The sequence below is a fragment of the Jilunia laotingensis genome, assembly GCF_014385165.1.
Lineage (GTDB): Bacteria > Bacteroidota > Bacteroidia > Bacteroidales > Bacteroidaceae > Bacteroides > Bacteroides laotingensis.
In genome coordinates this window covers 2,145,383-2,171,677 of record NZ_JACRTF010000001.1, presented here as the reverse complement: position 1 = coordinate 2,171,677, position 26,295 = coordinate 2,145,383, and the positions used below count along the sequence as shown (strand labels likewise).

At 41.5% G+C, this 26,295-nt stretch carries 19 protein-coding genes; 3 read left to right on the top strand and 16 right to left on the bottom strand.

Annotated elements, in window-relative coordinates:
- Window positions 1-32: 32 nt before the first annotated feature.
- From H8744_RS08240 to H8744_RS08230, 3 genes are read right to left on the bottom strand one after another with little or no spacing between them, the layout of a single operon-like run.
- A complete protein-coding gene (locus H8744_RS08240; protein ID WP_262434380.1) occupies window positions 33-2,480 on the bottom strand; it encodes an alpha-L-arabinofuranosidase family protein in 2,448 nt (815 codons plus the stop codon).
- A gap of 11 nt (window positions 2,481-2,491) precedes the next feature.
- Entirely contained in the window at window positions 2,492-3,814 is a 1,323-nt protein-coding gene (locus H8744_RS08235) for a sugar porter family MFS transporter (RefSeq protein WP_262434379.1), read from the bottom strand.
- A gap of 13 nt (window positions 3,815-3,827) precedes the next feature.
- Complete coding sequence (locus H8744_RS08230) at window positions 3,828-5,897, bottom strand: pyruvate formate lyase family protein (RefSeq protein WP_262434378.1); 2,070 nt, start codon at window positions 5,895-5,897, stop codon at window positions 3,828-3,830.
- 197 nt (window positions 5,898-6,094) lie between these two features.
- On the opposite strand from H8744_RS08230, the gene H8744_RS08225 reads away from it, so the two are divergent.
- Window positions 6,095-7,072 carry a GntR family transcriptional regulator gene (locus H8744_RS08225; protein ID WP_262434377.1) on the top strand — a complete coding sequence of 326 codons (978 nt, stop codon included), beginning with the start codon at window positions 6,095-6,097 and terminating at the stop codon, window positions 7,070-7,072.
- 379 nt (window positions 7,073-7,451) lie between these two features.
- Here H8744_RS08225 and H8744_RS08220 read toward each other — a convergent pair whose 3' ends face one another.
- The 8 genes from H8744_RS08220 to mnmA form a co-directional block, all read right to left on the bottom strand.
- Window positions 7,452-8,558 (bottom strand): Mrp/NBP35 family ATP-binding protein, encoded by a 1,107-nt coding sequence (locus H8744_RS08220; RefSeq protein ID WP_262434376.1) that lies wholly within the window; start codon window positions 8,556-8,558, stop codon window positions 7,452-7,454.
- A gap of 19 nt (window positions 8,559-8,577) precedes the next feature.
- Window positions 8,578-9,333, bottom strand: a complete 756-nt coding sequence (gene trmB / locus H8744_RS08215; protein WP_262434375.1) for a tRNA (guanosine(46)-N7)-methyltransferase TrmB — start codon at window positions 9,331-9,333, stop codon at window positions 8,578-8,580.
- A 123-nt stretch (window positions 9,334-9,456) separates the two neighbouring features.
- Window positions 9,457-10,047: a DUF975 family protein gene (locus H8744_RS08210; RefSeq protein WP_262434374.1), complete on the bottom strand. Its 591-nt coding sequence runs from the start codon at window positions 10,045-10,047 to the stop codon at window positions 9,457-9,459.
- 32 nt (window positions 10,048-10,079) lie between these two features.
- The gene (locus tag H8744_RS08205) at window positions 10,080-11,099 is read right to left on the bottom strand and encodes a branched-chain amino acid aminotransferase (protein WP_262434373.1); all 1,020 of its coding nucleotides are present in this window, start codon (window positions 11,097-11,099) and stop codon (window positions 10,080-10,082) included.
- A 49-nt stretch (window positions 11,100-11,148) separates the two neighbouring features.
- Window positions 11,149-11,358, bottom strand: a complete 210-nt coding sequence (xseB, locus tag H8744_RS08200) for an exodeoxyribonuclease VII small subunit (RefSeq protein WP_262434372.1) — start codon at window positions 11,356-11,358, stop codon at window positions 11,149-11,151.
- Window positions 11,359-11,361: 3 nt separating this feature from the next.
- Complete coding sequence (gene xseA, locus H8744_RS08195) at window positions 11,362-12,618, bottom strand: exodeoxyribonuclease VII large subunit (RefSeq protein WP_262434371.1); 1,257 nt, start codon at window positions 12,616-12,618, stop codon at window positions 11,362-11,364.
- Window positions 12,615-13,970: a S8 family peptidase gene (locus tag H8744_RS08190; protein WP_262434370.1), complete on the bottom strand. Its 1,356-nt coding sequence runs from the start codon at window positions 13,968-13,970 to the stop codon at window positions 12,615-12,617. The genes xseA and H8744_RS08190 overlap by 4 nt, the downstream gene beginning before the upstream one ends.
- Before the next feature lie 33 nt (window positions 13,971-14,003).
- Complete coding sequence (gene mnmA / locus H8744_RS08185; protein ID WP_262434369.1) at window positions 14,004-15,095, bottom strand: tRNA 2-thiouridine(34) synthase MnmA; 1,092 nt, start codon at window positions 15,093-15,095, stop codon at window positions 14,004-14,006.
- Window positions 15,096-15,381: 286 nt separating this feature from the next.
- Here mnmA and H8744_RS08180 point away from each other — a divergent pair, with 286 nt between their 5' ends.
- Window positions 15,382-15,906, top strand: coding sequence for a hypothetical protein (locus tag H8744_RS08180; RefSeq protein ID WP_262434368.1), 525 nt, complete (start codon window positions 15,382-15,384; stop codon window positions 15,904-15,906).
- Between the two features lie 72 nt (window positions 15,907-15,978).
- On the opposite strand, the gene H8744_RS08175 is transcribed toward H8744_RS08180, so the two are convergent.
- The 3 genes from H8744_RS08175 to H8744_RS08165 all read right to left on the bottom strand — a co-directional run bounded on the left by H8744_RS08175 (window position 15,979) and on the right by H8744_RS08165 (window position 23,507).
- On the bottom strand, window positions 15,979-20,478 hold the full coding sequence (locus tag H8744_RS08175; protein ID WP_262434367.1) for a carboxypeptidase regulatory-like domain-containing protein: 4,500 nt from the start codon (window positions 20,476-20,478) through the stop codon (window positions 15,979-15,981).
- A 132-nt stretch (window positions 20,479-20,610) separates the two neighbouring features.
- Window positions 20,611-22,317, bottom strand: a complete 1,707-nt coding sequence (locus H8744_RS08170; protein ID WP_262434366.1) for a helix-turn-helix domain-containing protein — start codon at window positions 22,315-22,317, stop codon at window positions 20,611-20,613.
- A gap of 407 nt (window positions 22,318-22,724) precedes the next feature.
- Entirely contained in the window at window positions 22,725-23,507 is a 783-nt protein-coding gene (locus H8744_RS08165) for a class I SAM-dependent methyltransferase (protein ID WP_262434365.1), read from the bottom strand.
- A gap of 125 nt (window positions 23,508-23,632) precedes the next feature.
- Here H8744_RS08165 and H8744_RS08160 point away from each other — a divergent pair, with 125 nt between their 5' ends.
- On the top strand, window positions 23,633-24,514 hold the full coding sequence (locus tag H8744_RS08160) for an exodeoxyribonuclease X C-terminal domain-containing protein (protein ID WP_262434364.1): 882 nt from the start codon (window positions 23,633-23,635) through the stop codon (window positions 24,512-24,514).
- 3 nt (window positions 24,515-24,517) lie between these two features.
- Here the strand turns inward: H8744_RS08160 and ispF are convergent, their stop codons facing one another.
- Both ispF and porV read right to left on the bottom strand, forming a co-directional pair.
- Window positions 24,518-24,997: a 2-C-methyl-D-erythritol 2,4-cyclodiphosphate synthase gene (gene ispF, locus H8744_RS08155; protein WP_262434363.1), complete on the bottom strand. Its 480-nt coding sequence runs from the start codon at window positions 24,995-24,997 to the stop codon at window positions 24,518-24,520.
- Window positions 24,998-25,098: 101 nt separating this feature from the next.
- Window positions 25,099-26,289, bottom strand: coding sequence for a type IX secretion system outer membrane channel protein PorV (porV, locus tag H8744_RS08150; protein WP_262434362.1), 1,191 nt, complete (start codon window positions 26,287-26,289; stop codon window positions 25,099-25,101).
- Window positions 26,290-26,295 lie beyond the last annotated feature (6 nt).

Genomic DNA, 26,295 nt, shown 5'->3' with positions numbered 1-26,295 from the left:
TCAAACTCACCCGTAGTAAGAAGCATTAAATATTATTTGCTGGAATATACAAATATGGTATAAGAATAAGGAGCTATCTCATAAACCTGATTTGATGTGTTTTTCATATTCTTCTCTTGTGGAATAATTTTCTCAGGTTCTTCCGGAGTATTCCGGTCTTTCAATCCTGCGGAAAGTGTGATTGATTTCACTTTCTTTATATTGTTAAGCCCTTTTATATCCAAATTTGTAGCGATCGGTTGATCACCTATATTAGCAACATGCAATACAATTTGCTTCCCATCTTCACTACGAGTAGCAGTAACATCCAGTTTTCCGCTCTGATCTGTCACCCGAGTGCTTACTAACAGTGGCATATGGTTTGCTGATGCCATTTGTTGAGCATAATAAGGCGGCATACCCCATACCTGAGAAGGAGTAAAGAATACTTGTCCTTGATCCCAGCCATTATCATTCTGTAAGTAAGGCTGCAAAGCATTGGCAGCACAAGATGTCAGAACAAAATCTCCCATACGACGAACAGCATTTTGCAGGGTAACATGCCCCAAAGTACGCTCCATATTATGAGTGTTTCCATTTTCTTCAAAAATAGCACACTTCATTGTAGTATTAGGATTCCATTTCAGGAATAAATCCTTCATTTGTTTCAATTCTGCTTCAACGCTCTTACCACTTGTCACAGCATCCGCCCATGGATGATAGTCCCAATAATCAGCTTTACCGTCCAAAGCTTTAAATACTCTTTCAACATTAGGTGATTCCGGACGCCACCAAGCGGTATTTACCAGTTTAATGGAAGCATCTTTGCTTTTTATAGCATCATACAACAGGTTAAACCGCTCTATATAATGATCGTATTCATCAGCTCTATCACCGTTAAATAATACTTCTTCATTTCCAATTCCGATATACTTAACATTATAAGGTGCCGGGTGACCATTTTGCGCACGTATTTTCCCCCACTTAGTAGTGACTGCTCCATTTAGATATTCCACCATATCTGCCATGTCTTCAGGAGTTTCTTCAATATTTACGGCAAAAGCAGCTGTAAATCCTGCAGCTTCACAGAATTTTAAGAAATCTTCTATACCGAATCCATTTGTTGAATAACGATACCAATGACCTCTATAAGGCGGACGTTGGTCGGGATCACCAATCATTTTTTTGAAGCGATACTCTCCGGCATTGATCATAGTACCACCATAACGAAGGAAAGTCAATTTTTGGTCAACCATAGCCTGACCGATATCATTCCTAAATGGTAATCCTTTGAACTGATCCTTTCCGGTAGTCATTAAAGTTACCTGATCCACAGATATTTTACCCGGTTGATCAATGTATATGACAAACCTTGCTTTTTTATCGCTAGCATTGGAAGTGAAGGTAAAAGGATATTTTTTCCATTGATTTGTTATCTTACCTATTTTCTGTTTCGAATATTCAGTCTTACCATCTTCACTTTGCAAAGCTACTGTAACATCGCCTTTGTAATCACCACTTTTCAGATAGAGCCGTCCCTGAAGTTTCTGCCCCTTGCGTACGACAATTCCCCAACGGTTCAGGCTAGAATTGGCAATACCTGCCACTCCTTGTCCTGATAACAACTCTATAATCTGTGAGTTATTTCCATTATAAGCATCCGCTGTGTTAAGTGCATAATTTGATTTTATATTTCCTTTTTCATATGCATCCCACTGGTAACTGATTTGCTTTGAAGGTAGAGTCTTGAACGACAATTCCTGAGAAATGTTATCCATCGAGATTTTCAAATTGCGAAATACCGGATTGGAATTCCAGACTCTCAATGCAGGATATCCGTTCTTCAACTCAGCATCATCGTCATTAAAAGCAAACACTTTTTTATCATTCAGATATATATCGATCTTCCGATTCTTCATTATTGCTTTTAGATTATTCCACTCGGACGAATTACATAGCACCGGAACGTCCTTTATATGCTCATAATTTTTCTTATGCTTACCAATAACTATTTTTTTACCATCAGCGGCTAAGCTAACTTCATACCCGTAGAAATTATCGGCTCCATTTCCTGGCTGAGATACACGTAACAATAAACCGGCATTCTCACCATTCCCGTTAAACTTGACATCAGTTTCAATGCACCCGTCGCCAAAACTTGTCTTGTCATAAACCAGTTTAGCTCCCGGATGAGAGGTTGCAAATACATTATTATCACGAACAGACCAATTCCCCTCATAGGCAGTAAAGTCTTCAAATTGAGGGTTCGGGACGGGTTCTTCAAAACTCTCCCCGAAAATTTTCTGATCATAAAGACCACCATAAATCTCGTGATTAACATCTTCAATGCATGCACCATATAAATATGGAGTCACATTTTGTTCCACAATTGTGGCATCTACTTGAATAGTAGCATTTGTCTTTTGTGCATAAGACTGAGAAAATGTAGCCATCAAAGCCGTTGAGGCTAAAATTAAAGTCCGTTTACTCAGATAAATCATAAATTGTGTTTTTATTTGGTTAGTAGTTCTTTTTGAATCTGCTCAAGTGATTTATTTTTTGTTTCAGGTAACTTCCATGCAAAGATGAAACTCAATGCCATCATAACAGCAAAGAAGCTGAATATAAAGGTTCCTCCGGTGCTGATAAACACAGGGAACATCCAAGATAATAAAGCAGACCATACCCAATGGGTGGTGCTACCGAATACTTGGCCTTTGGAACGGATATTATTAGGAAATATTTCGGAAATCAATACCCAGATTACGGCACCCAAGGAAATAGCAAAAAATGCAATGAAGGACATCAGGCATATCAGCATATAATAGCCGGTGACAACTTCCAAATAAAACCCTCGTGCCACCAAAGCCAAAGAAATGGTCATTCCTATTGAACCGACATATAGCAGCTTTTTGCGACCTACTTTATCAATAAGAATCATACCGATCATAGTAAATACAAGGTTCGTTACACCAATGATAATTGACTGAACCATAGCTGAATCCCGGAACAATCCAGACATTTCAAATATACGTGGGGCATAATACAAAATGGCATTGATACCTGATAACTGATTGAAAGTTGCAATTAGAAAAGCATATAAAATAGGCTTCCAATACTCTCTTTGAAAAAGTTTGTCCCCGCTGCCTTCCGTAGCAATCAATGAATTTTTGATTTCTTGCAACTCTTTTGATACATTCTTCTCTCCCACTTCGGTCAACACCTTACCAGCGTCTTTCTCTCTACCTTGGGTCATCAGCCACCTAGGACTTTCCGGCACCGTATACAAAAGGATACCGAATATCAAAGCCGGGATTGCCAAAACCCCCAACATCCATCTCCAGTCATTGGGAATACCATGGATAAGATAGTTTGACAAATAAGCAATAACAATACCTAATACGATGTTGAACTGAAAGAATGCGACAAAACGTCCCCTCCAATGAGAAGGTGAAATCTCCGCGATATACATAGGCCCTACCACCGAAGAAGCTCCAACGGCAAGGCCACCAATAAAGCGGAAAAAGATAAAAGAGTACCAGTTTACGATAGCGGCACTGCCTAACGCTGAGATAAAATAAATCAACGCAATAACGCGCAATGCTTTCAACCGGCCGTATTTCTCAACCGGTTTACTACATACAAGCGCACCCACAATCGTCCCGATCAAGGCAATGGCAATTGTAAATCCATGCGTAAAGTCCGACAGCTCATAAATCTGCTGAATCGACTTTTCCGCACCCGAAATTACCGCTGTGTCAAATCCAAACAATAATCCACCTAATGATGCGACAAACGCAACATAAAACATAAATCCTTTAACTGTGCTTCCCATGTTTTTCTAAATTTTAAAGTCCAAATTCTATTCGATTAATTACATGATCTTGATAACATTCATCCAGTTCAACAAAGTATCCACTCCATCCCCAGACCCGAACAATCAGATTCCGATATTTCTCGGGATGCTTCTTGGCATCTAGAAGTTTCTCTCTGCTCACGGTGTTAAGCTGTAACTGATGCCCTCCAAAAATGATATACATCTTTACAAGTGATGCCAATTTCTTCACACTTTCTTCGTTACGGAAGATCGACTGGTCAAATTCCAGCGTAAGGGGGCCACCATTGATTACATTCACCAAATGCGGTTTTGTGAAAGATTTGATGACCGAGATCGGCCCTTTCTGATCGATAAATAAACTGGGGGAATAATTGGCCGGAATCATTTCTTCAGCAGTACGTCCATCAGGAGTTGCCCCTAAAGTGTTGGCATGGAAGATGTAATACATAGCTGTCCCCGTTCCGGCACGATAAATTCCACCTCTTTCATTGACCTTATCTTTCAGCGCATTGTCGAACGAATCTAATAAAGCAACACAGATAGAGTCTACATAATCGTTATCCTGGCCCATCTTCGGGCTCTCTTTACGAAGCAGTTCCTTCAATTCTGCTTCTCCCTTAAAATCATCTTCTATAGCATCGATATATGTTTTATAATCAATGCGTTTTTCTTCAAAATAATACTTCTTAATGGCTGCCAAAGAATCAGCAGCAGTAGCGACCCCCGTCCCATGAAGTCCATAATTATTGTATTTGGCTCCTAACGAAATATCCGTTGCTCTTTCAATAGTGCCAGCCATCAATAATGACATCATGGGAGAAGGTATCATATAAAGATTTTTGTGTTTGTTGCAAATCGTGTCAACATTGTGTTGTATTTCCTGTTCCACCAGTTTGTAGAATGAATCATAATCGGGACATTCACTCAATTTGTCCAAGCAACTCCTTACACAACCAATCAAAGAGACCGCATCGATGTTTGGAATATCCATGGCATATTTCGGAATAATAAACTCCCAACAAGCAGCCACTACATAATTGTATGCATCTTCCGCATCGTAACCTTTTCTCAATAATCCCGGAATAATTATATCATCATTACTATATTGCGGAAAGCCTAACCCCTTTTTGGTCAATTGAGAGCCTTTTTCAAAGATCTCATCCGGTGTATCCTTGTCTACACGAATATTAATCTTAGGGTCGATCAATTCCAATTCATAACTTGCCTTAAGACACATCTCGGAGAGTTCATTGAACAAATACTCACCGTCAGCATTCCGACCACCAAGCACCATGCTCTGACCATTATCACCTTGTTGCATGCCGGGATATAAATCACTATCCTTATTACACATCAGGAAAAACTCTTCCAACAGATCGAATGCCTCTTCTTTTGTCAATACGCCATTGTCGATATCGTTTTTGAAATACGGATACATGTATTGATCAAAACGTCCCAAGGTATTGTGATAGTCGGAGGCCTCCCAAATGGCGAAATGCAGAATGCGCAATAATTGCAAAGCCTCTCTGAAAGATTTTGCACCGTCTGTCTGTATGGCTTTTAAAACATCGGCAGTTTCCGTCTCACCTATCGAACGGGTATAATTTTCATATTTACCGATAAAACTTTGAAGTGAGGTTATGCATAAAAGAACAGATTCCAAGAATCGGACATTCTCTTGGGAAAGATTTTCATCCTTGAGACGATCCATAACCTCATTCTTGCGATTTTCCAGACCTTGTCTGATTGTAGTTTCATAGTCGGGAGATATGTTGCATACCGTCCCACGTTCGTGTATATAATGTGTTGCTTTTATCTCATCCCATTCTTCCGGTGTATAAATATCCGGTATTTCACTGATAGTCCTCGTTACCACAATCTTTTCGCCCGGCAGGATCACCGGTGTTTCTGACTCTAATAATGTAGACAAACAAAGTGCTGCTCTTTTCTCCGGTGCAATACTTGCTTCCGCAAAAGACCGGCTCATTTCACTAAGGCCAAGCTCCTCTGCTCCGCGTCTGAATGAATGATGTTGCTTACTTAAAATGTACTCCCTAAGTGAGTCAATTCTTTGATTCATAGCATTACTGTTTTATATATTATTATGTATAGTAGTTTCTCTCGTGTTGTATTTAACAGCCGCAAATATAGACATAAGTTTCATATACTGGTACGTACTGGTCTGATTTTTATTTATGTTATAAAACATAGACCAGTTCGTACCAGTATGTCGATAAAAGCTCTACCTTTGTATTCAAAATAAAAATGGGATAACCTATGAAGCTTAACGAATCTAAATATAAATTAGTGGTCAACCATGTTATAGAAAGTATAAATGAAGGTAAATTTAAAAAAGGAGACTGGATTCCATCGATTAATGAATTCCGAAAGAAATATAATCTTTCAAGAGATACTGTCTTTGCCGGGATCAGCGAACTAAAGTCAAGAGGGATCATTGATTCCACCCCCGGTATCGGTTATTACGTAACGAGTACAAGATTTACTTTAAAACATAACATTTTCCTTTTATTCAATGAATTCAATGAGTTTAAAGAAGAACTGTATAACTCATTTATCGAAAACATTGATAAAAACAGCACGGTAGACATATACTTCCATAATTACAACCGTAAAGTTTTCGAGACTTTGGTCAATGATGCCAATGGCAAGTATACCACTTACATCCTAATGCCGGGAAAATTCCAGGGATTAGACCCGTTGTTACAGTCCATATCAGGCAAGGTATTTCTACTCGACCATTATCACCCGGAACTGAAAGGCAAGTATCCTTCAGTAGCACAAAATTTCGAGAATGACACCTATGAAGCCCTCAAATTCGGATTGGAACATATAAAAAAGTATCACCGCATATTGATGGTTCAAAGCGAAGCCAAAGAGCCTTACGAACGATATGACGGACTACAGAAGTTCTGCAAAGAATACAATTTCGACCATAAGTATCTTAACAGTCTAGTCAATAGAAAAATCAAAGAAGGAGATTTGTTTATACTGGTAAACGACAGGGATTTGGTCGATGTGCTAAAACAAGCGGAAAAGCAAGAATTTACTCCGGGAAAAGAATTCGGAATCATCTCATACAACGATACTCCTCTAAAAGAAATCCTTGCAGGAGGGATAACTACATTGTCGACTGACTTTAAACTGATGGGCAAGACAATGGCTTCACTTATCAGTAGGAAAGGAATAGAAACAATCGACAACTCTTGGATACTCAATATAAGAAAGTCTTTATAAAAATATCAACATTATTTCACCGTAATACCGGAAAATAATGTATACTTAATCGTACAATGACGGGGGTCGCTTATACATCCGTTCCATTGCCATCCTTGATATTGATGTAAATACATCAAAAAGCAGAGAGTCTACACTGCTGACATCCAACCTGTTAGCGTTCAGTTTTTACCTCACCGACCAAGGGATTGCTCCTCGGTGATGAAGAGGGTCTTCCTCACCGAGGAACACCCCCTTCATCGGTGATCTCCGAGGAGTTCCCCGGTGAGGAAAAACCATCGCAGTCGGGGCTCAAAAATCTTTTTGACAAAAGGGCTGAGTCCATCCTATCTCTTTTAGTAATTAAAAACGACAATTGAGATCAATGTCAAGTACTACTTCATTTATGCAGTTCTACAATCTGCGTGGGAGCCATTTCTATATTCCGACGATCCACCTGACGAACCACAGCGGCAGCCAACGATAAGAAAGCACGCCCCGTCACCGTATTTTCGTCCAAAGCGGCAGGTGTTCCTCTATCGCCATTTTCACAAATACTCTGCACGATAGGTATCTGTCCCAGCAGAGGCACATTCATTTCCTCCGCCAATCTCTTTGCACCTTCACGCCCGAAAATATAATATTTATTCTCCGGAAGCTCAGCGGGTGTAAACCAAGCCATGTTCTCCACGAGACCGAGAATAGGGACATTTATCTTATCATTCGTAAACATATTAATACCTTTACGAGCATCGGCCAATGCTACAGCCTGTGGAGTACTTACCACAATAGCACCTGTCATTGCCAAAGTCTGCACCACAGTCAAATGTATGTCGCTCGTTCCCGGTGGAAGGTCGATCAGAAAATAATCGAGTTCACCCCAATCCGCATCACCGATCAACTGTTTCAAAGCATTACTTGCCATTCCTCCCCGCCACAAGGTGGCCTGGTCGGGATCGACAAAAAAGCCGATAGACAACAATTTCACCCCATACTTTTCTACAGGAATAATCATCTCGCGGCCTTCTTTAGTCTCGGCATACGGACGAGCGTCCTCCACCTGAAACATTTTCGGCATGGAAGGGCCAAAAATATCGGCATCCAGCAAACCCACCTTGTGACCTAATTTAGCCAAAGCCACAGCCAAGTTGGCAGCTACGGTAGATTTTCCCACTCCCCCTTTTCCGGAAGATATACCTATGATATTTTTCACTTGGGGTAATAACTTTCCTACTTCAGGACGAGCTGCCTGAAGAGTCTTCACGCTGATATTACCCTCTATTTCCACTTCCTTGCTTACATGAACCTGTATAGCTTTCTCGGCAGCTTTTATTACCGATTTCATGAACGGGTCGGTCGGCTTCTCAAAGATGAGGGAGAAAGAAACCTTCATTCCTTCGATGCGGATGTTGTCTTCCACCATCCCCGCTTCAACAATATTCTTGCCACTGCCCGGATAACGCACCGTTGTCAGCGCATCAAGTATCAATTTTGGATAAAGAGTCATTATATTTATGATTTATAGTTTATTTGCTTGTTTGCAATCCGCTTCGTTTACTCCGGTTATAACTACGATAAGAGTCCAACTCTATTTCTACATTAGGCTCTATAAGTTCACCCTCTTGCGGAAGTAAAAATTTGAGATATTTTATATTCAAACCACGGTCGAGCCATTGTTGTTCGTAATAGGTCCTGATGCCCAGAACACCATCCGCCATATCGGTGTTATAAAGATCTTCCACGACAAGCTTGACGGGAAACTTATTCATTATCACCATATAAAGGGTGTAGGCAAACAGAAAAGCGCTGTCCGTCTTCAAATGGACAATGCCGTCCGGTTTGAGAAACCGGCGATAGCGTTCCATAAAATAAGTGGAAGTCAATCGTTTGGTAACTTTCTTCATCTGCGGATCGGAAAAAGTAAGCCATATCTCGCTTACTTCACCGGGAGCAAAGAAACAATCGATGATTTCAATATTGGTCCGGAGGAATGCCACATTCTTCATTCCCGCCTGTAGAGCCTCGGTAGCTCCGGTCCACATGCGCGCACCTTTGATATCTACACCGATGAAATTCTTATCGGGAAACATTTTTCCCATACCTACCGTGTACTCTCCCCGGCCACATCCCAATTCAAGAACGATTGGGTGATCATTTCCAAAGAATTCATTCCACTTGCCTTTCCCTTCAAAAGCCACATTGCCTACCACAGCGTAAGGATACTCGAACACGTGCGGATAATTCGCCATATCGGCAAATTTCTCTAATTTTCCTTTTCCCATTTTATTAAAATCCGGTTTGTTCGCAAAGTTACTGACTTTCGACGGAAACGGCAAAAATAAATGGGGCACAGATTGCTCCATGCCCCATATATTTCATATATCAGTATTGATATTTGCTTCTTTCTAAAATTCCTTTTCGGCAGCCTGTGCTTTCAAATCTTCATAGAAAGCCACGTGCGAAGCCTCCACATACGGTTGCAGGAACAAATATCCGATACCTAAAGTAAACATACACAATATAGCCCAACCAATGAAACTAAGATCAAGCATGAATAATTTCATCTTGTTGCCATCCATCATAGACATGCTTTTTTCTATAGCGGCATTATTTGCAAGTTGTGGCTCATCTCTCAGAATATAGTCAGTCATGGCATATGAGTACATTTTGACAATGCCCGGTATTACAAGCAACAACGACCATAGAAAGGTGTAAATTGCCTTTAATAATTTTGTACCCACAATACGACCGAAATCATTGAACCCGACAAATAGGGTTCCGATATTCACGTCATTACCCCCTCTCACAACATCCAACAGCGTCATGGCATACCCATAACCCAAAGGCAATGCTACAAGAATAAAACCAACAAGAGGAATATAAGAAGCTGCACCTGCAACCGCTGTAAAAACAAGAGTAGCAACAGCCGCCATCACCCATTTGCCGCCAAGAGCAGCACGTGCTTCAGCACGTAATTCAGCATTTTGTTTCATCATAAGACTATATATTTAAATATTAAAAAAAGAGTCTACTCCACTATAGTCACCCAGTTATGGACATCAGGCTCGTCTCCATACTGGATTGCACGCAATTTATTATAAAGTTTTGTACATACCGGTCCGGGCTTTCCATCCTTTGAGATGACATAAGACCGATCGTTTTCCGGGTCATCGATGCGCTGGATAGGACTGATCACCGCAGCAGTACCGCAAGCTCCTGCCTCTTCCAAAGTAGCCAGTTCTTCTTCCGGGATAGGACGGCGTTCTACTTTAAGTCCCATATCTTCTGCCAACTGCATCAGACTCTTATTGGTAATAGAAGGCAGAATGGAGGTTGACAGCGGAGTGATGTATGTATTGTCCTTAATGCCAAAGAAATTGGCGGCACCGCATTCATCCATATATTTCTTTTCCTTGGCATCCAGATAGAACTCTGCTGAATAACCTGCCTGGTGAGCTTCCTGACTGGCACGCAGACTGGCAGCATAGTTACCACCCACCTTGAACGTACCTGTCCCCAACGGAGCCGCACGGTCATACTTGCGGGTGATGGCATACGGAGTCGTAGAGAAGCCACCCTTAAAGTACGGTCCTACCGGTGTTACAAAAATCACAAACAGATATTCGTTAGCCGGCTTCACGCCAACCTGTGCGCCGGTACCGATCAGCAACGGACGAATATAAAGAGAAGCTCCTGTTTCATAAGGCGGAATAAAACGTTCATTCAATTTCACCACTTTCAACACAGCTTCTTTGAAGCGTTCCGTAGAAAGTTCGGGCATGAGAATTCCTCTACATGTAGACTGAAGACGCGCTGCATTTTCTTCAAGGCGGAAAATACGGATCTTACCATCCTTACCACGGAAAGCTTTCAGACCTTCAAATGCTTCCTGACCATAATGCAGGCAAGTGGCAGCCATATGCAGGTTGATGTTCTCACTACTGCTTATTTCCAATTCACCCCATGCACCATTACGATGATAAATTCTCACGTTGTAATCTGTCTTCATATAACCGAATGACAAATTGGACCAATCAATTTCGTTCATGTTCTTAAATATTAGTTAATGTTTCCAGTTGGAGCAACAAAAATAACTTTTATTCTTCAATTTGCCGCTTTTCTTGCAACAATTTTTCTACCTCAAGGTCTGCTTTTTTTAGTTTCTCCGTACAAAACGATATTATATCATTAGCTTCTTTGATTTTCTCGGCTAATACATCTATCTCAAGTTCATTATTGTCTATCTGACGGACAATTTTTTCCAAGCGTTCCATTGCTTGGGAGTAGGTTTCTTTTTTGGCGGCCATCTCTTATTTTTGATTTAAAGATTTACGATTCACAATTGAAATAAATTCTCCCCGATACAACCGGGTGGTGATTTCATCCCCTTCGGATATCCGGGAAGCGTCCGATACCGGCTTCCCGTCTTTTAGCGTTATGCTATATCCCCGCGCCAGCAATTTTTCAGGCGAAGCATCTGCCACACGCTGTTGCAACAGTTCCAAACGGTGCTTCTTCCGGGATAGCAATGCGGCCGAAGCACGCAAAAGATCTTTATGAGCAGCAACCACTCTGAAACGTGCATCCGACAGCCAGCGGATGACTAAAGAAGGAATACGTGTCCGGCAATCGACCAATCTGCGTTGTTCCCTTTCTAAAAATGCAGAAGCACTCTCGCGGAGACGGGAGGCTAAATAGGCTAGTTCATCGGCAGCCTCATCCATGCGGCTAATCAACAGTTCAGCCGCAGCCGTCGGAGTTTTCACCCGGGTATGGGCTACCGAATCAAGCACGGTATCGTCTCGTTCGTGCCCGATGCCTGTTATTACAGGCAGGGGAAACTGCGCACAGGCAGCCGCTAACAGATAGGTGTCAAACCCTGACAAGTCGGAAGTTGCTCCTCCCCCACGGATGATAACGACCACATCAAAATCTTTAGACCTTGCATTTATTTTGTCTAAAGCCGACAAGACCGACTCTTCAACCTGGTGCCCTTGCATCAGGGCAGGAAAGAGTTCCGCATAAAAATAATATCCGCGGGGATTATTCTGCAACTGATGACAAAAGTCTCCGTATCCAGCCGCTGTAGCTGATGAAATAACAGCAACCCGTTGAGGTAACAAAGGGAACTCAAGCTCTTTATTCAGCGTCAATACTCCTTCCTCCTCCAGTTGTTGCAGAATCTCCCGCCGTCTGCGAGCTATGTCACCCAAAGTATAAGTCGGATCGACATCCAAAACAGTCAGGCTATAACCATACAATTCATGAAATTGCACGGTGACCTTTACCAACACTTTAATCCCGGAAGCAAACGACTGTCCGGTAGTCTCTTCAAAATAAGGTTTCAACAGGCGAAACACATTACTCCAGATCATACCGCGTGCTTTAGCTACCAAATTGTCGCTACGCGGATCTTTTTGAATAAATTCCAAATAACAGTGACCGGTCGTATTGGACCGTACATCACTCAGCTCTGCCTGTATCCAGTATTCATCCGGTAAACATTCTTCCAAGCTACGTCGCACCAGAGCGTTGAGGTCGAACAATGTCAATGCATCTTGTTTCATCGGGCCGACTGGTAAGCTTTCCACATATCCGGTATACCGTAACCATAAATATTATCCGGACAATCCGCCCGGTCACCGGAACTACGTACAAGTTCTATAATCTGCTTTGCCGTAAGCTTCGGGAGAGCCTGCCATAAGCAAGCCACCATGCCACACATGATGGGCGATGAAAAAGAAGTACCGTTCGCTGTACCTACCGTCCCGTCTGTACCCATGACGAAAGCCTTACGCCCTAAAGCCATTACATCCGGCTTCACACGACCGTCAGCCGTATTTCCTACGGCAGAAAAGACAGCCAATACGCCTTCTTTATCCACAGCACCTACAGTCAGCACATTTTCCGCATCTCCCGGAGGAGTAATCTTCTTCCAAGTACCTGTGCCGGTATTCCCGGCACTGCACACCAAAATCATTCCTTTATCAGCAGACCTTGCAGCCTGCCGGGACATCAAAGCGAAACGGCCGTTCAAATCTCTGTAACGATAGTTCTTTGTCGAATCGTCAAACTGATGATATCCCAAAGAGGTGTTTACTACATCCACCCCTACGCTATCGGCAAATTCAAGTGCAGCCGCCCAGTAATCCTGCTCGACCAAATGTTCCGAAAGATCGTCTTCACTGCGCAACAGCCAGTACGAAGCTTCGGGAGCAGTACCGATCATGACATAAGGTTGGTTCATGCCCATGCAAGAGAGGACTTTCATGCCATGATTGCCTTCTGCGTAAATATCAGTAGTCTCCGGACGCACAAAATCTTTTGTACCCAATATATGTATATTCTCCATCGCGGTAATACGGTCGGCATTATGGAAACCGACATCGATCACTGCTATGGTCATGCCTTGTCCCTTGAAACCGGCTTCATGCAACAAATGTCCGTTGCTCATCTCAATCTGCCTAGCGGCAGGACCATAAATGCTATCCGTCCGGACCGGTTCATTTTTCAATGAATCACGCTTGACAGACACCGGAGCAGCCGAAAGATCGGGAGCCATCCAAACCTTTTCCGTAGAAAGAACGAACGGAAGTCGAGCAATGTCATCAATCAACGTCGAATCGTTACAGGACACGGTAACGAAATTATCCCATTTCCCTGTCATCACGATGTTTACGCCCTCCTTACGAATGGCATCCACATATTTCCGACAAACGGGCAAATCCGTTGAATCTACCGATAAGCCCTGTTTCTGCCTGCGCTGAATGGATTTCTCGGAAAGAAATTCTTCCGGCCGATCCAGCGAATAAGTGGTTGCAGCTTTATCTCTCAGACTGATGCGATACTTCAACGTATCTTGTTGTGCTGATGCTCCTACTGCAACAAAGAGCAAAGCAACCAGAATTTGCTTTTTCATACGTTTTAATCCAATAGCTATTTCAATTATTAATTATTCCATCCATTCTTTGTTTTGTTCGATCACCAAACCTATTCCGCGCTGCGAAGCAATAAAAGCCCCGCCCAATACCCAGCGGTTATCATAAAATACAGCCGATTGTCCGGGAGTAATGGCAGATGCTTCCGCCCGGAACCCGACAAACAATCTGCCGTCTTCCAGTCTTTTCACCTGACAGGGTATAGGGCGGCTACGGTAACGAATACGAACCGCCAAATCTTTACAGTTCAACACTTCCTGCTCATCTACCAAACAGTCTTGCTCAAGCAACATATATTTCGTCCGCAACTGTTCGGCATCTCCTAACATAACAGTATTTTTCTGCGGATTGATTTTCAACACATATGCCGGCTTTCCTAAAGCGATCTCAAGCCCTTTCCGTTGCCCGATGGTATAGTATGGGAAACCCTTGTGCTGCCCCAATTTCACTCCTTCGGAGTTCACAAAGCATCCCGGACCTACTTCCCTATCCAACTCCGGATACTGTTCACGCAGAAAATCTCTGTAATCTCCTTTGATAAAACAGACTTCCATGCTTTCCCCTTCTTTTGACTTCGCCTCATACCCATGCTCATGAAGATATTCACGCACCTTCAGCTTCGTATAATCGCCCAAAGGAAAAATACATCGCCTTAACACATCCTGCCCTAAACGCCAAAGGAAATAGGACTGATCTTTCTTGTCATCATCTCCGGCCACAATATATATTTTATTATTTTTCTCCTCCAAACGCGAATAATGACCGGTGGCAATCCAGGCACAATCCAACTTATCAGCCCACTCTGTCAATATCCTGAATTTAAACAGCGGATTGCACATCACACATGGGTTCGGAGTACGCCCCTGCCTGTATTCATCAATGAAGTTTTTTACGATGGTATCTTTGAAAGGTATCCGTTCATCTGCCACATAATGTTCTATTCCCATTCGTTCAGCCAGTTCCCGGGCATCCTGAGGTTCATCCCCCCACACTCTCATGGTAACCCCTATAATTTCATAACCCTGTTCTTGTAACATCAGGCAAGTAGCAGTACTGTCAATACCGCCACTCATCCCTACTAATACCCGCTTATTTCTATCTTTCATCCGACAACTCATTATATCATGATATGCAAATGTACATGATTCTTATCAGATAACCATGAAGGATAGGGAATTTGATTCTTATCCTTATACAATCGACCGGAAATTAGTCTTTTCTCACTTTGCTACATATTTATGCACAAACCTGACAAAAAGAGCATTTTATTATGCTAAAAAAGTAAATAAACGGGCAATAGTTTGTTTTTTCCATTCATTATCTGTAACTTTAGAGAAACTTAATTGTTTAAGGAGGGAATTAAAAAAAGTCCTGACCCAACAGGCAAGCACCATGAGAATACAGTTTGAAATTAGAGAGAATTTGCCGGAGATCATTGAAGAAATCATGAATTCCCCTAAATGGCAGACTTCCGTGAAGGAAGAGATCAGTGGTCGAACTACTGTAGTGATCCGCGACCAAGCGTACGATTCTGAGGCTACGGTTGAAATCTATGCCAAAGAAATTGATATAAGAACTGCATGGTCGAAATATTATTATCGCATATTCATCATCAACGATGTCGTATGGTGCGAATATAACGGTGCCTACCGAGGATTGTTAGAGCAAATTCTTTTGCCGACTATCACGCCCAGAGAGAGTTTGCTCGAATCGGAAGTAACCGAAAGTTCCCTTTATGGGAATGAACGGAAGACATTAAGAAAATATGCTGAGGATAACTTGAAACTGAAACAATTCCGTCGTGAGAACTTCAATGAGAATATGAACGGTACGGCTCCTTTCGATCATCCCAAGCGTGTATATGATGAATTTATAAAAGAAGATTATGTGGTGATACCCAAAAATGAAAAGAAATAAAGAAATGTCCGAAAAGCCTCGATTTTCGTTTAAGAGGCTGATCGGACATTTGAAATGAACAGAAATACCTTTTTATTTCACCGGGACTTTCAAAGTGACCGTCTCGGTACCTTTCTTCAATATCAGATAATACATGCCTGCAGGATATTTCCCCATCTGTATCACCGGAGTATAATCCGTACGCAATATCACCTGACCGGAAGAGTTAACAAGCTCGGCTTCGTCATATATTCCTTCAATATTCAAGACTTCGCGAACCGGAAGTGGATAAAGAACAAACCCGTGACCAGCAACTTCTTCCCGGATACCAACTCCTTCTTCCACATTGAACGTAATAACAGACATCTCGGTTGCACCCGAAGCATATATGTTTTTTACTCCCGCTGAATGATCGCCTTTGGAAAGGTTCTCAAAAGTATAGGAGGTTTCTGTTGTAGAGGTAACTTTTTCCCCATCGAGATATACCTCATAAGAAGTCGGTTGCCCCGCAATACGTTTTGTGCTTCCTGAGATTTGCACCTGTTGAGGGGCCCCAATGTAGATGTCGTCCAACATAAGAATATAGCGATCATTCGAAATACAATTGATAGTCACAAACTTAGCATCCTTCGGAATGTTTATAATGTATTCTGTCCACACAGCCGGTACGATCTGATTCTCACCTATCCAGATAAAATCGTCTTTCTCCTTACCTGTTGTCGAATATCCTATTCGTATTTCTTCCTTGTAGCTACTACTATAAGAAGAAGCCCAGAAGCGAATGACAAAATCATCATCCATCTCCAATTCGGGCGAAACGATATAATCATCGTTTTGAACACCTCCCGTACAAGCAAAACAACAAAGCAATTTATCTCCACTGTGAGGTGTCATCTCCTCCAGCATGCTCGGAGAAGTAGCTGAGGGATTAAATACGATAAAGGACATCGGTTCGTTCATGTGCGGGAATTCATAGCTGGAAGAGGCGTAAGTAGGTGCGCCATCACCGTCAATATAGCTCCAGCCCAATTCTCCCGGTGAATTAATTGTAAAATCATTATGTCCTTCGAAGTCATCTTCCCATTTCTGTACAATATTCCAACGTAATAAACGGCTGCCTGCCACTCCATTCGTCTCTATCTTCAGATTATAAGGAGCTTGGGTGGATTCCAATAAAGTATACTCTTTCGATATATCTTTTCCGCCTTCTACCAATAGCTCGCAAGAAAGAGACTGGAAACCTTTTTTCTCTATAACCACCGTGTATGCACCTTCCCATACTGCGTATAGAACTACATTTCCATCCTCATCGGCTACGCCAGTATAACTATGTATCTCATCTTTATTGATTAAAGTCACTGTAGCACCTTCAGGGCTTTCACCGGTGGCATTTGTCAACAACGTCAACGTGACATCCCCAGTCATCAACCTTGGAATCATTTCTGTAATAACCGGATACGAATACTCGTTGTCCGTATATACAGCTTTCACCGCATATTTATAAGTGCCTTTCTCAACCTCTTTCCATGCAACATCCAGATATTCCGTAGCATCAATTGGCTCAGCAGTCAGTTCTGTCCAGTTTGATACATTCGTTTCGTCCTCTTCCGCCAATCTCCATACTTTATATTTGGGCTGTGGAGCCGGAGCTTTCAGCAGATCGGAATGGGGAGCCCCTAGTGCCAAACCTTCAGCTCGTATCAACAAATTCCGTTTCATGCCTTTTTCTTCCAAATAAATGAATTCTTTCGATGTATAATCAAAATTCAGGCAAGACCTCTTTTCCACAAAAGGCCATTCGGTAGATTCACCATAATCCATACACAGATGCGCGTCTCCCTTCAAAGCGATCAATGCTCCATGAGGAGCCACCACCGGATAAGGCAATTGATAGGAACTCCAATAAGAATCTGTACTTGGAACACCCTTTTGCTCAAAAAGCACGGTATTGGTAGGATGACCATTCTCGTCCAAATCCAAAATGATGACATCGACTGTTGTTTTCGGATTGGAATTATCAGCTACTTGCCAACTTACACTTGTCAACATGGCGGGAGTGTCATAAATACAACCGGATACCGTATTCTCCGTAGCGTCAAACTGCATATTCAAGACAAAAAGCGGGGCTTCCCCATCGTCATACCGGAACTGCAACGCTTTATCCTCCGGTTTATCCCAAGTCAGACGCACTTCGGTACGGGTTACATCGGCAGAAAGATGCGCTGGCGACAATAACTTCTCTCTTAGCAACACATCATCCACCGTTACATTTTCTGTAAATGCCGGAATAGCAACGGATACTTTCTCATAGTTTAAAGCATATGCTTCCAATGTATAATCACCTTTACAATACACATCTTTCAGCATATACAGACCATCCTTATCCGTTTTTGTCGTATAATTATCATATCCATGAACGTATACGGCTGCATTCGGTATAACCTCACCTTTATCCGTTTTCACACATCCGCAGATATCAGCTTTAGGAAGCATTGTCATCCGGATGTCTCCCACTTTATTCTCCAATACATCAAAAGTATATTCTTCGGTATACAACTGATAGCCGAAAAGGGATACTGACAGCGTGTACGTACCGGGATGAATTTCCTGAATATAGAAACCACCTTCTTTATCGGTAACATATTCACTTTCAGAGTTACTCAATGTCACTTTAGCCCCTGCCAATGGAGTTTCGCCAGACAAAACTTTGCCCTTGAAGGTTGCTGAAGTATTCTCTAGGACTTCGACATTCGACAGGTACAACGTAGACATATCCTTTTCTGAACAAGCTTGAAAAGCTATATACCAATTTCCTTCTTCAAGGTTGCCGGGTAAATAAATGATTTGTGGATTTAATCCATATTCCGTCAACTCATAAGAAGCCAAAACGACTGTTTGCTCTTCAGCGGTTTTGCCCAATCCCATAGTAACTTTCAGTCGCTCCGGATATCGAGGGTTTTGCACACCACAGGCTAACTTCAACTTATAAGCTTGTCCGGCTTTCAATCTCAAAGCAGGAGTAAACAACCAATCATCGGCATCATTCTCACTTGAGTAACGATATTCCATAACAGGATCCCCTTCGTTATTTTTAGAGAGGTTCCAGGTAATGCCATCCGCATTATGATCCTGAATCGTCCACAGTTTGAACTTTATTTCATCATCAAACTTACATGTAAAAGGCAAATCATAAGCCTCGCCAATAACCTGCCATTCCGAACGTACTTTTTCTCCCACGCCTTTCTGCGTAGAAGGTACTACTTCATACGCATATACATCCATTTTATCCGGTTGATCGGTGAATGTAGTTTCACGAATGTTCTCAGCAACTGTTACCCCTTCGGGAAAACGGACAACCTTATATACCAAAGAAGCCATGTCGATATTTCCGCCATCTTGCCCCGTGGTCACGGCATCCCATGTAAGCGTAGCATGATCTCCGTCCACGATGACTTTCAAATTTTGCGGTGCGGCAGGGATATCCTCACCGATGTAGTTCTTTATAGACACCGGTAATCCGTTACCAGCCTCATTTGTCACATAAACCTTGAAAGCGTGTAACCCAGCAGGTATTTCCAGTTCAACGCTTATTTTTTCACCGGCAGCCCAACTGAGGTCTACCCCATTTACATACTTCTTTAACAGTACTCCATCACATTCTACTGTGACATCCGTCATCGATGTAAGCACTTCACCGGATACAGTCATTGAAGGAAATATCCAACTAAGCCGGACTGCATCTTTTCCCGGTACCATCTCGGCCTTTAAATCCGTTACAGCTTCCGGTGCGCCCGGTTCTGCCAGTTTGAAAGGAATATACAAACCAGTCATTTCACCCCCGTCACCTAAACTGCTCACACGGGTCTTCTCCAAAGTTTCAATATTAATCGCATAAAGAGCCGAATTATAATCATTGCAAGCCGCCCAATAAAGCACCTTTGTTTCATGATCAAATTCCATGCTTTGTATATAGCTCAATGAAAAATCCAAATCAACAAGGGTTTTTACTTTACCCGTATTCTTATCAATCCAACACAATGCACCATTTGCAGTAATGCTATATAATTCACCATCGTAAGAACAAGCCACCGTCATCAGCTGTAAATCCATATCCGCAACTTTGGTTTTGATCCCGTTATCCAGATTAATTGTCAGAAGTTCGGTCGTTTCCGAAGTCGGGTGCGAGATCGCATACATTGTACCTGATGAATAATCATAACTCATATCCGTGTACATTTTACCGCTCAACGCAGCCAATTCCGTCATCTCTCCTGTTTCCATATCCACCTTACACCAAGCAATAGGGCCGTCCGCATTATAGGTTGCCGCATAGTAACCCAACTTTGTCATAGCCCCGGCACTGACCTTATTGGTTTCTTTGATGATACTCAATTCAGTAGCATTGTCTACTGGAAATGAATATAACCCGACCGGCTTTTCATAATCAGAGATTAAAAATCCCAATGCAGTTTTGATCTCCGTTCTTTCTTCATCTGTCTGATGAAGACCGTCAATCGACATTGCCCGGACAGAACCGAACAAAGTAAGACTAATACATGCAAGTACAATAAAAAAGAGGTAATTCTTGTTCATGTTGATCCAATCTTTAAATTAGTATTCAAGTAACTCGTTCACATGGATACAAAATTGAGGAAAAATCATCCTAATATCAAATTATCAGGCTTTCAATAAAAGCAATTTGTCGAAATTGAAAAAGAAAAGTGGCTATTTGTCAGTATCCAGTCCAAGCATGGTTTTTCTGTAAGTAGAAGGTGTCATACCTACAGTTGCCGAGAAAAGTTTATAAAAAGTAGTCATAGAGCTGAATCCCAAATCGGAACATAGCGCCTTCAACGGATAAGTGTTATGCTCTTTATCCGAAAGTACCCGTATGGCCTCTTTAATACGGTAATCATTGATGAATTGCGAATAACCCATTCCGGCCTTTTCATTAATCACCTGCGAAAGATAAGTCCGGTTAGTATTAAGAATTTCGGCAAGACGCTCACGAGTGAGATTGTTGTCCGTATATAAACGCTTTTCATCCATCAACTCACAAATCTGTTCATATAGTTGAGCCATTTTTTCGTCATTAAGTGTCACCGAAGGTTTGATTTGTGGCTGTGATGAATTTACCGCAATCGAATCTTTCAGCTTTTTCTTCAGAAGCTCCTCCCTAAACAAAGCGTCCCTGTTTTGCAATACGATCTTTTTATACAAACGATTCTGTTTATAATAAAAATAGTAAAGTATACACAGGAAAAATAACACGAACCCCAATGTCAGATACAAAATGGTAGTCTTTTTCATTTCCCGGTCTAACAGCAACTTCTGATAGCTTGCTTCCCGCTCCCGTTTGTCTATATCATAGTTCACCCGAAGTTCGTTGACCGAACGTTCTTTCTCCACATTATATATTGTATCGCAAGCTTCCTTATATTTTTTAAAGATAGCAAGAGCTTTCTTGTAATCACCCGTCAATTCATAGTTTTGTGCAGCCAATTCGTAAAACCCGGCAAGAGAAGAGGTAATAGACTTTTCATGTGCGATCTCAAGCCCTTTTGCAATCAAGCGGTTCGATTCGGCATACAAATTCTGTGCTGCACGTACTTTTGCATAACACAAATATACTTCAGGCAAAGTGGACGCCTGTGCATTATCTATTTCCTTAATGGCTTTCTCCAGATAATTAATCGCTTCATCGTATTTCTGGAGTGACAAGAAAATAGCAGCGTATAACTTGTAAACAGTGCAACGTTCGGCATATTTCTCATGTTGTGACACCTCGTCCGCTATTCGAAGATAGCTTAAGGCCCTATCATATTTCCCCATCATCTGAAGAAGATTTGCACAATGATAAGCTCCTACAAAAATCATCTGTTTATTACTATTCTCCCGAGCCCATTCATAACAATCAAGTGCATATTTCAGCCCTGTCGAATCTTTACGTATATAAGCTATTTCAGCAAGATTACTCTCTATCTTTGCTTGTCTCAACCTATCATTGACCTTTATCGCATACTCCAGACTTCTAAAGAAATATTGCTGGGCCATTACATAATTAGCATGCACATTGGCTTCATACACCCCGTAACCATTATAGATGGCAATGATCAACGTGTCATTATTTATCTGATGTGAAAGTTCTTCTGCTTTGGCTAGCTGCCTTCTCCCGTCTTCTCCGTTACCTAAAAGTACATTGGAAATTCCTTCAAAATAATAGGCGTAAGCCAATGAACGATCATTGTTTTCTTTTTCAGCTACCTTTTTCAATTCGATAGCGATTTCTAATGCCCGCCGATGGTCGGAAACTTTGGTGGCTTGTTCACAAATCAATTGCAGAGAATCACGATTTGCAGACTTTTCCGAATAAGCAAACAATGAAAAGATTAATAGATATAGCAATAATATATAACGAGTCCTTACAAGCATAAACTAATATTCCACGAGTGTCGTTACAAAAATAAGAATTTATTCCTACCGCCTACAAATAAAGAGGGCTTAAATCAAAATATTTCTTCTATAATCGACCGTAGTCTTCCGAAAAAGCAAGAAAGCGAGAAAGAACTAATTAACAGTCGCAAAAAACATCCCTTTCAATAGATACTAAAGTACGTACATTTACCATCTAAAAGAAGCATCTTTTACAACCACAAAAAGGTATTTAACACGCTGTTAATTACATCCCTTCATCAAGCATAAACATTTTAATATAGATACATGTATTTCATGTAGTTACATAAAACACAAGACCATTAATCATGAAAAAGATTAATAATATGTCGTATCATAACAAATGAAGTAATTGCTATTCTGGCAATCTCATCTAATTTAAGGTCTCAATCCACTGTCTGAAGGATATAAAAGCAAGAGGTAGTAAAAAAATTCCGGACATAAGGTATATGTGCTAAAACCGGGAATAGCACACGCGGGCGGAGATGAAACTTAACTTCATAATGGGGATTAATAAACCAGAATTTACGATGACAAATAGCATAACCCGTTCTTACAGCTAAATCTTCGAACATCTCAATAGTTGTGGCACAAGATTTAATATCAAGCAATTCATTAATGCAAGAATCACTTTCACCACATATTTTCAGGACTCTACGGTATAACCAGCATGGCAAAAGATGAAGAAAAGGCCAATGTGAGGCAGCCTTGCTATGACAGATCTGCTGATGGCCACCGAAGGGCATTTGCCAAGCCGGAAAGCCTATGAATACCACTCCACCGGGAGCCAAAAATCTCCGAACATGTCGTAACATCTGGGCTTTATCACCTATATGCTCTATAACATCGTGAATGAGTATAACGTCATATAATTCATCTCCGACCGTCATATCGAAAACATTTAAAGAACTAAAACGAGCCTGACAACCTGATTCTTCAAAAAATTCACGTGCTTGCTGAATCCGCTTCTCCGACAAATCGATTCCCATAACGGAACACTGACGCTCAGCAAACGGTAACAAATTTCCTCCATCTCCACAACCTATTTCAAGAATACGTGTAGATGCATCTATCTTAAAGAAACTTTCAAGATACGGAAGAAAATATTTCCTACTACTGTGAGCCAGTTCGTCAAAATATCGTTTGCGGTTGATGTGTCTGTCCTGCATTGGAATCTGTATTCGGGATTTATGTCGCAAAGCTACGTATTTTCCTATGATAACACAAAATTACCTTCACAGATTTTGATTATCCGGAATAATTTCTTATATTTGAAAATAAGAAATCTCATAATATGGCTAATCCAAGATTACCGGGAGTACCCGTCACTGAAGAAAACCTCTTGTACGCCAAACTGAATGAGTACAACCGGGGCAGGACATCTTTTAAAGAGACTGGCGCTTATCTTGTGGTCTTACCTAGACCGGGACACGATAGCTATTCACTTTGGATCTTTTCACCTGAACTTAAAAAACAATCCATACTCTTCATTCACGACCTCTCACCGGACATTCATGAATCACTGCGAATGGCAAGCACCATGTTATACTTTTCAAGACGCTGCCTTCTCATCGTAGAATACAACTTTAAAAGAATGCAAAGTAATGGTGATGATATAATTCCTTACGGCAAGTATAGGGGACATTATTTACATGAAATACTCAAAGTAGATCCAAGTTATCTAAGCTGGATAGCGTATAAATTCATCCCGAAAATTCAAAAACAAGAACGTTTCGTTCATATAGCGAAAGTATATCATTCGGTTCATATGGACTTACAACTGCGAAAAACAATGCAAAAGCGGGAAACCGGACGATTCTTAGGAAACATAGGAGATAAAGTTACGGATTTAACGTTGAAGGTAATCAAAGTCCGCCTCGAAGACGACCCGTACAAAACCCGGATTAATGGAGATACCGTACATTTTTATGTACGGCAAGTTGTCACTCTCACCGACCCGGCAGGAAATTTGGTTGTTATTCGATTTCCCTCCAAAACACCTAGTCCGGTCTCATGTCAACTACCGGCATTGGAACATGAATACCGAGCCAATGAGTTAGTACATATCGGTTCGGCAAAAGTTGCGAGGATATATGAAATACGTGGCTCAAAATATACACGTTTGAGCCACGTTAAACTATTATTGGAAGTGAAGGCTTATGCCAATCCACTTTAGTTATCAATATTTCTCGATCAGAACAGTGGCATAAGCGGAAATCCCTTCCTCCCGACCGGTAAAGCCTAATTTTTCAGTAGTAGTAGCCTTGATAGAAACACTATCGGGATCGATATCCATCACTTCTGCCATTTTTTCCTGCATTGCAGGAATATGAGATTTCAATTTCGGACGTTCTGCACAAATAGTGGCATCGATATTTCCCACGCGATAACCTTTCGTAGCAATCAATTCCACAGTCCTCTTCAGTAATATTTTGCTATCAACATCTTTAAACTCACCAGCTGTATCGGGAAAATGATAACCTATATCACGCATATTTGCTGCTCCCAAAAGGGCATCGCAAACAGCATGTATCAAAACATCGGCATCAGAATGCCCTAAAAGACCTTTTTCATGTTCCAAGCGAACACCACCCAACCAAAGTTCACGCCCTTCGACCAATTGATGTACATCGAAACCAAATCCTACACGTATCTTCATAATTTTACTTTCTAACATCAATAAGAAATGAATTCAGATTCGAAACTATCCATTTCCTACGGAACAACCGTTTTTTCGGAATACTTTTTTAGAATTTTTACTTATCTACGACGACCGAAAAGATCGCGAATGCCGTCCATGTCGAAACCAAGCGTAAAACGCAAAGTCTGGTCGAGCGGATTACTTTGAGCAGTAGACACCAAATACGCTGCATCCAATGAGAATACACTCATACGAAATCCTGCACCAAAAGAGAAATATTTACGATTACCTTTATTCTCATGCTCATAATGATAACCACCACGAACAGAGAACTGATTATGATAGGTATATTCCACGCCCAAAGACCATTGGATTTCCTGCAGTTCTTCCTTAAACCCACCGGGCGCATCACTGAACGACTTGAAAATACCTTTTATCGGAGATATATCACTATAACCTTCTCCGCGTATCCAATCGTTATATTCACTTTCGGTCTTATCCTCGCCAAACTTCTCCTTATACTGGCTGAAAGTAGGGCGCGTAGGAACCATCAACTTATTCAAATCGAGACTGAATGCAATCGTATTGTAATCATCAATCGGAGCAAGCAAAGAACCTCCCAATCGAAAATTAGTAGGTAGAAACTGGCTGTCCTCACCACCGGTATAAGATATCTTCGTACCAATATTAGACAGGTTCAATCCGAAAGAAAGCATACACTCACGTTGCGCGAGCATAATGTAATTAGTATAATAAAAGGCTATATCGGCTGCAAAAGCAGAAGCTGGAGAAACTTCTTCATCCTTCTTATAAGCCAAATCCGAGTAAATATAGCGAAGTGCTACCGCAGCAGAAAAACGTTCGGACAACATACGGGAATATGCTACGTCTACAGCCATTTCGTAAGGATTGATCGTATAACCGTTATTAGTCTCCGTCTGATCTACCGGGACTTCTCCCAAAGAAAAATAACGGAGTGAAGCGCTGACTGCCTGATAGTCTCCTATACGATAATAGCCTGCCATATAAGCAAGGTCGATATCATTAACTAATTTACGCAACCAAGGAGTATAAGAAATAGAAACTCCTGCACGACTAATGGTAAAAGGGTACTTTGCCGGATTCCAATACTGTGAATTTATATCCGGATCGGTAGCTGCTCCCACATCACCCATACCACCGCCACGTGAATCGGGAGCGATATTAAGTGAGTTGACACCTGTATTAATAGGATTGAACAAGTCTTTCTGTCCCCATGAAGTAACAGAAAAAGAGAGTAACAGCAAAAACAAGATAAATATTTTCTTCATAATCTA